The organism is Lacticaseibacillus huelsenbergensis (assembly GCF_029726355.1).
GTDB lineage: Bacteria > Bacillota > Bacilli > Lactobacillales > Lactobacillaceae > Lacticaseibacillus > Lacticaseibacillus casei.
The window spans coordinates 106,410-119,034 of sequence record NZ_CP120687.1; the positions used below are offsets into that span (position 1 = coordinate 106,410).

The window sequence follows — 12,625 nt, forward strand, 5'->3', positions numbered from 1 at the left end:
TGAAAACACAAAAAAACGATTACCTTTCTTAAAGGCAACCGTTTCTGATAAGCCACTAAAACGCCATCTGGTAAGGAATAAACGTCTTATAGGCCCCACTGATTAAGAAAATGAGGACGAAGATCACACCGCACACACCAACCATCGCCAAAGTCCGCGTCCGTTTTGGCATAATCGAAAACACAATCGTTGGCAGCACAATCGTCTCGGTCGTTGTACCAATAGTCGACAGACGGCCCCCAATGGTTGATAACTGCGAAAGTGACAACAGCGTCAGGGTGGCAAATAAGTATACAATCATCAAGAATTTAAACTTAGCGCTTCCGCCAATTAAGGTATCCGCAATCATACCACGCTTTAAGATATAGAATCCTGTGACGCAGATCAATACCTGCATGAGCGTCACCGGATCAAATAAACCCGACGAGAGATAACTCGCGTTTGTCACATAAGGTGCATATCTCGGTAACGTGTGGACAATAATGACACTCAGAATCTTAGGTGCAACGAAGCCCACAGCTGCACCAAGGGCTAAGAATCCGATCACCCATTTAAAGTTGATTTTACGGAACAGTAACCAGAATGGGTAAATTAACAAGAAGAACAACGCTGAAATATGGATCGTAGCCGACAAGCCAACAATCAGTACAAAAGGAAGCGGCTTCTCGTCATATACAAACTTTAATGCCAGCATACAGGTCACGCAGACAAGCGAAGCCCGAATCTGTCCCATATCCCGCATGAAGAAAAAGCGGCTCATGTAGTAAGCAATCGGAATGATTGCCGGACGGAAATATTCCCTTGCAAAGAAATAAAACAGCACTAAGGTCACTGTTGCCCATGCCAGTAAAAAAAGCCAAAAAGGGGCATGCAATCCGTTAAAAATATTTCGTAAAAGCAAAAATCCAGGTTCAACCTGCCCTGCCGAATAATCACCTGCATAAATGGTCTTGTATGGCAAAAAATCGTTACCGGTTTCATAGCGTAATCCGGCAACCAGCGCGAGCATTATAACACCTAGCCATGCCCAGACAGACGACATTGTGACACGTCCGAGTAGCATGAAAATGATCATAATTGCAAAGAGACCTAAATAAAAAGCCACAACATCATTCTCCTATTGCCTTTATGCACCCAGCGTCTCATAGTTTCGGCGGTGAAGCCGTTTCTCTTCCAAGTTTCGACACTAGGCCTGATTCAACACAGTCCCGATTAAGGCTGCCGGTAGTTGTCGAACCTGTGCGATCGTTTGCGCGACATCACGCTTCGATGGTCCATCAGCCTTCGCAACAACTACCACGCCATTAGCAAGTTCCGCAATAAGTCCTGCTTCACTCGCATCTGCCATCGCCGGCCCATCAATCAAGACGACATCAAATCTATCTTTAACTTGATCAAGGAATGCTTTGAATGCTGAACCAGCCAACAACGTTGCCGGATCGGCAAGGGATTCGCCTGCAGGTGCAACCGTTAACTTTTGAATCTTGGTTTCTATAATCAAATCATCAGCTTTAACTGATGCGGCGTCTGCGCCTACCAAGGATGAAAGACCTTTATTAGGCTGAAGATCAAAAACCGCTGCCAAAATTGGGCGATGCAGATTACCTTCAACCAGCAACGTCCGCTTCCCTTCCACTGCAAAACTAGCAGCAAGATTCGCCGCAACATAGGACTTACCTTCACCAGCAGTGGCAGAGGTGATCAGCAAAACAGAGACATCGTGACGACTCGTCTGTAATGACAGGTTGTTTCTAAGCGTCCGAAACTCCTGACTAGAAACGGATGTATCACTAACAAATTGATGTGCAAGTTCGTTTGTCATGGAAAACTCCTTCAAAATTGGATGTGCTCAAGTCAACATAGCAATATCAACGACTGCAAAGCTTACAGTTTCTTAGCAGAAATAACCCCGAGAACAGGTGCTTTGGCGACCTGTACAAGCGTTTCTTTAGTCTTGATCGTTGCCTGTTTGATTTCTCTGAGAACAATCCAGGCTAACCCAACCAAAAAGCCGATTATTGCGCCAATCACAACCAAAACAACCGGTTTCGTACCGGCTGCCACATCACTCGGCGTCGCCTTTGCCAAAATGGTCACCGTGTCCGTGTGGTTGGTGATCGTACCGACTGTCTTTTGAAAAGCAGCTGCAACTTCATTTGCGATCAAAGCAGCATCCTTGGCATGTTTAGATGTTGCATGAATTGAGAAGGCTCTAGAATTGTCTTCATTGTCAACTTTAACCTGCTTTTGAAGATCACCACTTGTGATATTGAGATGGTCTTTTTGTGCTAGCTGCGTTGAGGCCTCATCAAAAACTGCAGCTGTTTTAAAAAGGGATTTGCCAGTGGCCAGCAGCTCCGAATCATATTGATTCTGGTTCAGCATCTGGCTAAGGGACTCGGTGTTGTTTTTTTGCTGATTGATGACGGTTAGCGCCGTCGACGAATAGGAAGGCTTCATCATTCCAAAAGCAAAAGCACCAGCTAACACAGCACCCACCAATAAGGTGCAAAGTGCCAGCCACCAATTCTTGCGAAGCGAAACCATTAGTTCTTTCATACTCAATAAGTTATCCATGATTCCTCCATCATAAACTCATTTCTTGATCAACAGATATCGGCCATGTCTGCTGCGTTTTTATCATACCGCAGCGACAGGAAAAGTCATACGTTTGAACCGGATTTAAAGAAATTTGCAAAGGTTTTTCCCCACGCAATCGTACCTCGTTTGATGGAGGCCAATAGCGTACTATCAATCATCTTATAGTAATATGTTGGCCATCGCCAGTTGTTGTACAGCCCCTGAACCAGAATCGGGAAGAAAAGCAAGAAGTAAATATTCCCGCCTGTCAGCTTAAGACCGAGCCACAACCCAACTAAGTTAACGCCAGCCGAGATGAGAAACGCTTTTGTATACGGAATAATATTAGCATTAGCAATATATGACGCATGCACTGAGTGTTGCTGGTAAAGAAAATAGTAAAGGATTAACGGCAAAAACACCTGTAACGTCGGAACTGATTCAGGCTTTATCAACTTCAGTAGCGGGAAGATCACTAACAAGGTTCCAACAGAGGCAATGCCAAAAAGCCAAACATAAGCAGCGACCGCTTTCGATGTTTTCTCTCGGATCGAATCAAAATCCTGCTTAACAAAGTTTGATTGCAAAATCGGATTATATGCCCCGTTGATTGCTGAAGAAGCTGTTCCGATAGCCGAAGCAAACTGGACGCCGACCGAATAAACACCTGTCACCGACAGCGGCAAGAACGCACCTGCCATTAGTGACATACCTTGGGAGGTGACATAATTCGACATGCTGACCAAGCCGTCGCGCCAAGTGTTCGGCCAAATGAACAGAAAGATTTCTTTAATTTCGTGCCAGTTCATTGGCGATTTAAGCTCTTTGCGATGAGCCCGCACCTCATCATCCTGCCAGTAAAAATGACTGCAGATCGTTCGAAAAATAATGCCATACATAACCAAGCCGATGACCGGCGACAAAATCGACGGGTAGACTAGGAAGCCACCAAGTGTCAGCAGAATCTGTAATGAACGGGAAAATACCTGCGCTTTGTTGACTGAGTCGATTTTGCCGGAGCCGCGGAGCAACGCCGAAAAGTAGCCAAAATACAAATTAAGGAAAAGCGAGAAACAGAAAACCAGCCAAGTCCACTTATATTCGGCGGCAGGTAATTTACTGAACACAAAAGTGTTCATGTAGATCGTGCCGAAGATGCCGACTAAGACAACAGCAACAATCGCAAGAATCATGTAAATAGCCCTGGCAGCGTGAATTGTCGAAGCCAGCAAGTGGTAGTTCACAACTGTGTGATCATGTTCCTTATCAACTCCGCGCGATTTTAATGTTTTCGCACCAGACCAAATATACGCAATGTTGCGGGCAAATGCTGGGTCAAATCCAAAATCAAACAACGCGATGAGACCGTTGATACTTAAAATTAAATACCAATAGCCAATCTCTTGAGGATTAAGGAAATGAAAGATGATCGGCAGTAGGAGAAAATTGCTTGCCATCGAAAAAATGGTCCCCGCATAACTCCATACAATACTTTTTCTGGTCACTTCAAACCGATTTGGCAACTCGTTTCCTCATTTCACTTAGTTTCAAAACTTGCATAAATGTGGCGTAACCGCTGTTGCATCAGCGGCCACGCAAACTCTTTTTGATAGATATTGCGCATCAGATTAGCTTCTTTGGCCCAGTCCTGACGCTTATCGATCAGTTGCTGGAGGCCAGCACCAATGCTCTTCTCAGAGGTTCCACAAACAGCCCCAAAACCATACTTGGTTAACCAATTTGACATGCCGGATTTCTCGACCATTAACAGCGGCTTGCCAAGTTCCATAGCTTCAAAAAATTTATTCGGAGAAGCATATAGGTGATTCTTAAGCACCGGATCATAGAGCGCGACCAAAATATCCGCTGTCTTCTCGATGCCATTCACCTTTTCATAGGGCACAACGCCTAAATAGTCAATTCGTGATGAGCGTTTTGCGGCGTCGGCAAACATCTCCTGATATTGACCCTGACCGGCCACAGTCAAGGATAATGCCGGATTTGCCTCAACCGCGCCTAATAGTTCTGGCAGACACCTATATGGACTCAGCCCGCCAATATAGACGATTTTAAAATTCTTTTGCGCCGGATCAAATTTCTCGGCATCTGCTGCAATAGGACTATCTAACGGTGAATTATAGATCACTGCCAAATTTTTCGGCTTGGCCGGTTCAATTTGGCGGCGGCGATCCTCCGAACAAATTAACGTCCAATCGGCTGTCGCCATCGCTACATTTTCCCAATGAACGACCATTTTGCGATACCATCCCGGATAGTTTCGCGTGTCAGGCGCATAGTCAAAGATATCATAAACAAATTTAGTTTTGGTCTTCGCTACGACCTTGGCCGTCACATATCCCGTATGCACATTACATGCCTGAACCGCGTCATACTCGCGTAAATGCTTACGAAGCCAACGATACAAAAATGCCTCAAACCGCATAAATGCGTAAATCTTAAAATATTTAAAAGAATATGACAGCTTGATGCCCGTGAAGATTGCCTTCAGACGCTGACCATCGAATTCAAAGGTATCTGTCGTCATTCGGCCATGCGGGTCTTCGCGCCAGCCAAGAATCGTAACGTCATGCCCAGCGGCTTGCAGCGCCGCACTCTCCTTTAGTAATCTTGAATCGTCATCGACGTGTCCGGTCGACACAAACAATATCTTCATGGTTCCTCCTGATCCGTTCACTTTATTCTCCCAGCAAGCAGTATCTGTCTAATAGAAGTATTTTAACAAGAACGGGAAAACATCTAATATTCTGAATTTATATAGTAATATTTTGACCATCAATTTTTTGTCGTGACTGAATGATAGCAGTTGTTTCCAAGAGTACTGCTTCATTTTTTTGCGAATATGCTTCTTAACCCATGGATCCTTTGCTTCGGCAAGATTTTGAAAATAAATCGACAGCCGCCTGCGGAGTATGTACTCATCAACATCGTTCTTAGGAGCTGTGCCATTTGAACGAAGCCGCTGTTCAACCAAATCCATAACCTTAGCATAATCTATCAGTTTGTCTGCCCTGATTTTATGCACAATGGAATTGGCATGCTGATAGTAATCATACAAAGTTTCACGTAATCGGTAAATATGCTTCGCACGAAACAAAATCGGGACAAAAAAAGCCATATCTTCGGCAGATTTAAAATCGGGGAAACGATCTGCTCCAATTAGACTCCTTGCAAAAATCTTGTTATGCGGAAAGCCTCCAATCGGATCATGCGCTCCAGTCAGCATTTCATGGAGAACAGCAGCTAAATCGGTCTTCTGCGCAGTCTTGGGCGTTTGATCGTCAGATGAAGCGGTATCCTGTTCAGTTAATGAACGGTAGTCAAAAATCAGTAGGTCAAAATCAATGTCATTAATAACTTTTAGAATTCTATTGATGGCGTTTGGCTGAAGTGTATCATCAGCGTCTACAAACCAGATATATTTGCCGTGAGCGCGTTCGAGTCCAGCATTACGCGCAAATGCAACACCTGCGTGAGCTTCGTCGATCAATAAACTATTTGTGTGCACCTCATGGAAGTGCTGAAGCAGTTGGGCACTGTTATCGGTCGAACCATTATCAACCAAAACGACTTCCACCGTTGGGGGGATTGCGCCTAGACTCTTAAATAGTCGGGGTAAATAGTTCTGGCTATTAAATACTGGAATAATGATGCTCAGTTGATCGTTCATGGTGCCCTCCGTTTAATGTTATAGCGCCTTACTTGCTTTACTAACTTTAAGGCATAGCAGACCAGAACTGCGCCTGACGCCATAAAAATAAAGCCCTGCACCCCGGTGACAGAAACACCGCTAAAACAGCTCGTGACTTTCTCGAGCATTATACCACAGCTTGGTACCTTTCCTGAGACAATCTTGCAGATCCTTGCGGCGTCTGAATGAATAAATCCATATGTGCTTTCATAAACTCACCTAATCCAAACCATGCCTATGGTAAAATATTTTGGTCATATGATTGATAGCTTGCTAAAACTCGATCACCGGGGCGAAACACATTGGTCATTTCCCAACCGTGTTTGTATGACACGATATCAATTGAATGCTAGCTCTGTTTCTAGGCACGATATACATAATAAGGGGTAAAAATCAACCATGAAAATCGACAGTAAACGCTTGATCAAGAGCGTGACCATCATATTAATCCTATCTGTGGTTAGCTTATTCAATGTTCTTCCTGTTCTAAAGCTTAACTTTGCGACTGCATATCTAGGCGATGATTTCTTTTTCCACGTTGAGAGGGTCCTAGCGCTGAGCAACATCTTCCAGAGTCCAGTAAACTTTAACGTCTTTGGGCAAGCAGCGACGATGGCCAATATCTTTTATCCTTGGGAAACGGTCTATCCGCTTTATCTTATTTATGCCGCCACTGGTGACTTTATCTTCAGTTATAAGCTCTTCTACTTCCTGTTAACGTTAGTAACTGCGCTATTAGCTTACTGGTGCATCTACAAAATATCAAAGAACACATTTAGCGCATTGTGTTTTTCCGCTCTTTATATTTTCTCATTCTACAGAATCTCAAACTTCTTCGTTCGAGCGGCACTTGGCGAAGTTGTCAGTATGACCTTCTTGCCGCTGGTACTATTAGGATTATATTATGTTTTGTTTGCAGACTTTAAAAAATGGCGCGTACTCACGATCGGCATGACACTAGTGACGTACTCGCACGCGTTATCGCTATTTATGACAAGTGTTCTCATCATTGTGGCAACAATTGCCACGATTGGCTTTACAGACGACAAAATGAAACGTCTGATTAATCTTGTTAAAGCGGGTTTCTGGACATTCTTACTGTGTTCGCCTTATTTATTTTTGGTCGCCAACACATCGCTAAAAAACGATCTTTATATTAACTGGACCCAGCCGCTAAAAGGCATGTCACTTCTGCCGTGGCTGGCTAACTCATTGGGCAATCAAATGTATCCAAATCCAGACGTTAAAAGCAGTCTTGGCGCCTCAGTCGTCATTGCACTAGCCGTCGCATTAGTCATCTTCGCATTTTCAAAGAGCGTTCGTACACCCTTCAACGCATTTTGTTTATTTGGTGGCGTTGGCATTCTCCTGCTGTCAACTTCCCTCTTCCCCTGGGCTTTGACAAACCAAACACTCTTCAGCCGAATTCAGTTCGTGTGGCGATTAAACGCCTATACGTCTCTGCTAATTTTAGCCAGCTTCAGCATGCTGGTTGGCATGATGATGCCTAAGAAAATGCCGGCGCTAAAACCAATTTTGCTGGTAGGATTAGCTGTTTGCCTAACGATTAGCAGCGGATCTGCTTTTGCGACTTTTGCCAAAAATAAGGCAGAAAAGACGCCACGCGATCCCCAAATTGCCAAACTAGCGCGAAATATCTTTTATGGTGATTATTCGCCTAAACAAGTGCTCGACACGAAAAATCTCCAACAGGTCTTGCAAAAACAATATTTTCTTAATCACCGACCAATCCAACCCACTGCCAGCTACACAGACAGTATCTATACAATAAAGGTCTCTAATACAACTGGTAAAGATGCAATTTTGAAAGCTCCTGTGTTCTGGTACTCCTACCAAACTGTTACCGTCAACGGCCAACCCGCAACTTCAAAAATGTCTGCTGCAGGAACGACCATCGTCAAAATTCCAAGCGGTGAAGTGACCGTTACCATTTCATATCATTACCCGAAGCTTCTTTTAGGATTCATCTTAGTCGCATTATTGAGCTTGTTTCTTCTAACAATGTCGACGGGGCCCGTCAAAAAAGTCATGACCAATGCCCCTTTCACCAAAATAGTGCACTAGGTTAAAAATTGTAAACTAATTATTTTTGAGAAATATTCGTCAATAAGCATATAAAAACTGCCTGGAATGTCATTAATTCTCCCAGGCAGTTTTTGCGTATGTTACTTTTGAACACTTTTATTTTTTGAAAACCTCATCTTAATTTTCATACCGCAATAAACCAGCAGAAAGATAACTGTAAATGCATTAACCCAAACGGCAAGCCAGAACAGTTTAAAAGGTTGATATCCCACTGTCACGGTGTTCTTACCTTTGTGTGAGGTTACAATCAACGCCCCGATGTTACTGCGTTGGTATTGCGAAGAACGCAATACTCGCCCATTCAATCTAACTGTAGAATGTTTATAAACAATCACCGGTACGAGCGTTTGTTTCCGACTTTTTGCCTGCCATGTCATCACAAGTTGGCTCTCCGCATTAATGGCTTTTTTGATATTCAACGGGTTATTTAAAATTTGATTTTTGTAAGCATCGTAGGCAAAAGTGGTATTTCCTGCCGTTGCCACCGGTAAATAGTCCGGCGTGTTTTTGGTGACAACACTGAAAACATTGGATTGATCATAAGCTCGGTTAAATAAATCACGTATTTCTGCCTGATTTTGCACCGAGGAGTCCGCACTAACAGCCAATTGATCACTTTGCCAAGCCGTTGCCTTCTCGTTGACCCATGTGTAACCGTTGATTAGATTCAATCCTGCAACACTGACAAAAAGCGCCGTCATTAGCCGTAACTTTTGTGAAACGATGTTGGGGACAAATCTCTGAACAGATAGAGCGGTCCCTAAGATAATCATTGTGAGCGCAATCACGTTAAATCGTTGTGGAAATTGAACGGTCTGAATAACCGGAAAATGGGTGGCCAAGAAATTCCATGGAAAGAGTGGCGAACTTAGCCATAAAAACAAAAGGCCATCAAGGTTGATGAGCTTCTCAGCGATGGTCAATTGCTTCCAACTCAGCCCAGCAAAAACCAGTTGCAAAACGATGATCGCAGACAAAACTAATCCCAGATCCAACCGTGTCATATTGCCAAGCGACAATCGTGAAGCACTACCGAGGAGATCTTCAACCCGATATGGCATGACAAGGCGTTCACTATGTAAATCCATGATGGCCGCAAGCGTGACCGCATTTAAACCTACAGCAACCGCAACGGCGCTTCCCGCAGCAACGACTGTTTGCCAACGATTCTTCGCTAAATACAGCCCCGGAATAAAGAAAACTGCAGCGCTTAAAACATAGATCAACGCTGTAAAATTCTGTACTGCCATTAAGATTGCTGCAGATAGGCCAAACAAAATCGGATTTATAGGTTTTTGGTGGTTTGTCACCATTCGAATCAGCGGAATAGTTGTGATAGGCAATAGCGCTGCTCCCCAGCCCCTCAATGCGGCATCTGTTACATAGAAGATTACTAACGGTGTCCCCATGTATAAGACGCCCGCGGCAAACGCTATTTGACGTTTAATTCGACAATACCGTGCCAAAAAGTACATGCCGCTGCCTGCCGTAAACAAACATAAAAAACTAGAAATAAGTTCAGCTCTAAACCAAGTTTTAACGATAACCAAGATAATACCGTGCAGATAGGCAAACGCACTGCCATAGACGGCATTGACGATTCGGCCAGATTGCTTAAATGAATAAATCGATTGGAAGAAATTAAATTTGCCGGTTTTGATTTGCATGGCAGCTTCATAAAAACGATTCCAGTGAAATTCCCAATCATCACCGACTGCCAAGGCATGGTAATTGATTTGTGGCGATAAAACAATCAGTGCCACCACCATCATAGCAGCAATCCATATCACGTCATGCTTCCATCCTGGCTTACTTGCTTCTTGCACGTTTATTCCTCCCCAAAATCGCCAACTTATCCAAGTATTAACTTACTCCCAATAGTTTACACGTTTCGACGTAAGAAGATAACCCTATCATTTTCTAACAGCGCCTTTTTCTTCATCAAAAAACGCCCCGCATCAACTGTAGAATGAATCTACTCGTCTTTGCAGGACGTTAAACCTCATGTGAGATAATCAGGTTTTTAACTATTTAACTGTCAAACCGCCCTTGTCAATCCAATATTCATGACCATCAGCAAACTTCACCTTGACATAGGTTCCGCGATCGGTCTTTTGCTCAACCGAGGCGTGAACCTTCTGTCCATCGTATTGCTTGGCATTATCGTTGCCGACAAGCGTACTGATGCTGGTGTGATATGGTCCATCACTGTAAAGACCATCAACACGGTCCTTTTGATTGATCGTCGCATCGTAATTAACATTATTCGTTGAAAGAATCGGACTTAATGACGAAAAGCTTGTAAGCGCGAGTTTATCCGTCCAATAAGTCTGACCGTTTGCTAAACGAATCTGTACATAGGTCGAATGCGTTGAACGAGAAGTCGTTGCTTCGGTAAGCACCTGAACCAACTGACCGTTTAATGACTTAGCGTTGTCATTACCGATTGCGGTTGTAGCTGAGGTGTGATAAGGACCGTTTGCATACAACCCGTCGGCACGATGACTTTGATCAACGATAGCAAGATAGTTCACGGATTTTTTGAGAAGAACCTTGTCATACCCTGAATTATCGCCGGTTTGCAAACCACGTTTATCAATCCAGAAGGTCTGCCCATCAGCTAAACGTACCTGGGCATAAGTCGTGCCGCCAGCTCTGCTGGTAGTGGCTTCAGCAATAACCTGAACCTTTTGGCCGTCATACTTAGTTGCATCACTGTTACCACCAGATGTTGCGGCAGAGGTATGGTACGGGCCGGCGGTATAAATACCATCGCCGCGACCTTGTTGTTCAATTGTGGCTGAATAGTCCACTGTCTGTTGCGAAACAATGCTGTCAAACGAAAACTGTGCGGTACCATTCTTATCAATCCAGAAAACTTTGCCATCCTGGGCTTTAACTTGCAGATAAGTGCCACGTGATGTAACGGTTTCAGCTTGAACGTGGACATTCTGATTGTTGTAATTGACACCATTAAAGTTAGAAATAGCAGTGGAAGCACTGGTATGATACGGTGCATCAAAATAAATGCCGTCTTTACGGGTATCCTGATTAACAATGGTGACATCATAATTTACAGATTTGGTTGACAGAATTGGATCATACGAAGGTGCTGGCGCAGCAACTGTATTTGGTTGCGTCAACAGGCCTGTATAATCAACTGAGACGTCAACTGGCTTGGATGCACCAGGCAGATAAGCCAGTGAAGAAAACTGCCATGCACCAAAGTCTTGATTCCACATCGAATTTGCACTTGGCGTATACGGATACTGTGCAATCCAGGTCCGATTCTGGCCAACTGTATCAGCCGCAGCCTTCATATAAGCAAAGTTTTTAAAAGTATACACGACGTGATGAGTATAGCCGCGCTGATTAAGAGTTTGCCAAAATGCGTTCAAATTCGCACTAACGTCCCCCCCTATATCAGCGGCCTCGAGATCAGCAATAACATTAGTTTCCTTACCAACATTCAATTTGTCAAGCACATTAGCAAAGTAATTTGCTTCAGAGACTGCTTCAGCGTTTGAAGCAAAATGAACATAGTGATAAACCGAAACTGTCATACCGGCATTACGTGCAAATTGAATTTGATCTGAAGCGGAAGAGTTTTCATAAAATGTGCCTTCAGATGTCTTAACAACGGCTCCTTTAACCCCAAGTGCGTGCAGCGTATTAAAGCTATCTTGATTCATCCAGCTTTGCCAGCTGGACACATCTACGACATCTGTCCGTGGTACTGACTTATCCCCAATGGTAAAGCTCATCACTGTCGGCGTCTGGGCCGCAAATGTCTGTACATTTGTCTGTGGTAATGCTGCCTGTAATGCTGCTCCGCCAGCTTGTGTGCTTGAGAATGATCGAGCGCTTGTCGCCGCATTTGCACCAGATGCAGTGCCACTATCAAGATTAGAATGTCCATTCATAGCAGGAACTGATACGGTTTGGTCCTGACTCGTCTGACTTGTTTGGGCGTTTGCACCTGTGCCTTCATCAGCTGCAGATACTGGTGTCCCTAAAACAAGCTGCGAAAACAGAATTGACGATGCAATCGCCGCAGATGCCCAAAATAACTTATTCTTCATTTTTTTCTCCTTTTTCCCCATAAGTAAACTCCTCCCCAAATTTTTCAAATTTCATAACAGGCTCATTATACATGGAGATCAACCGCATTTAAAGAAACAATATGATTACAAATTAACAGTTTCTTTATATTACAGACGTTTAGAACGC

Annotated in this window: 9 protein-coding genes; 1 reads left to right on the forward strand and 8 read right to left on the reverse strand. The window is 43.8% G+C overall.

Features of this window, described 5'->3' with window-relative positions; translation table 11 throughout:
* Positions 1-55 precede the first annotated feature (55 nt).
* The 6 genes from LHUE1_RS00505 to LHUE1_RS00530 form a co-directional block, all read right to left on the reverse strand.
* A complete protein-coding gene (locus LHUE1_RS00505) occupies positions 56-1,105 on the reverse strand; it encodes an EpsG family protein (protein ID WP_277848152.1) in 1,050 nt (349 codons plus the stop codon).
* Between the two features lie 81 nt (positions 1,106-1,186).
* Entirely contained in the window at positions 1,187-1,822 is a 636-nt protein-coding gene (locus LHUE1_RS00510) for a CpsD/CapB family tyrosine-protein kinase (RefSeq protein WP_049170208.1), read from the reverse strand.
* A 62-nt stretch (positions 1,823-1,884) separates the two neighbouring features.
* A complete protein-coding gene (locus LHUE1_RS00515; protein WP_025013850.1) occupies positions 1,885-2,577 on the reverse strand; it encodes a YveK family protein in 693 nt (230 codons plus the stop codon).
* An 86-nt stretch (positions 2,578-2,663) separates the two neighbouring features.
* On the reverse strand, positions 2,664-4,103 hold the full coding sequence (gene wzx, locus LHUE1_RS00520) for an O-unit flippase-like protein (protein ID WP_049170207.1): 1,440 nt from the start codon (positions 4,101-4,103) through the stop codon (positions 2,664-2,666).
* Between the two features lie 14 nt (positions 4,104-4,117).
* On the reverse strand, positions 4,118-5,254 hold the full coding sequence (locus tag LHUE1_RS00525; protein ID WP_049170205.1) for a glycosyltransferase: 1,137 nt from the start codon (positions 5,252-5,254) through the stop codon (positions 4,118-4,120).
* A 48-nt stretch (positions 5,255-5,302) separates the two neighbouring features.
* Positions 5,303-6,268: a glycosyltransferase family 2 protein gene (locus LHUE1_RS00530; protein WP_049170203.1), complete on the reverse strand. Its 966-nt coding sequence runs from the start codon at positions 6,266-6,268 to the stop codon at positions 5,303-5,305.
* Between the two features lie 420 nt (positions 6,269-6,688).
* On the opposite strand from LHUE1_RS00530, the gene LHUE1_RS00535 reads away from it, so the two are divergent.
* Positions 6,689-8,374 (forward strand): hypothetical protein, encoded by a 1,686-nt coding sequence (locus tag LHUE1_RS00535; protein WP_277848153.1) that lies wholly within the window; start codon positions 6,689-6,691, stop codon positions 8,372-8,374.
* Positions 8,375-8,475: 101 nt separating this feature from the next.
* On the opposite strand, the gene LHUE1_RS00540 is transcribed toward LHUE1_RS00535, so the two are convergent.
* Together LHUE1_RS00540 and LHUE1_RS00545 are read right to left on the reverse strand one after the other, a co-directional pair.
* On the reverse strand, positions 8,476-10,167 hold the full coding sequence (locus tag LHUE1_RS00540; protein WP_390882703.1) for a hypothetical protein: 1,692 nt from the start codon (positions 10,165-10,167) through the stop codon (positions 8,476-8,478).
* A gap of 255 nt (positions 10,168-10,422) precedes the next feature.
* Positions 10,423-12,498 carry a GW dipeptide domain-containing protein gene (locus LHUE1_RS00545; RefSeq protein ID WP_049170197.1) on the reverse strand — a complete coding sequence of 692 codons (2,076 nt, stop codon included), beginning with the start codon at positions 12,496-12,498 and terminating at the stop codon, positions 10,423-10,425.
* Positions 12,499-12,625: the final 127 nt, after the last annotated feature.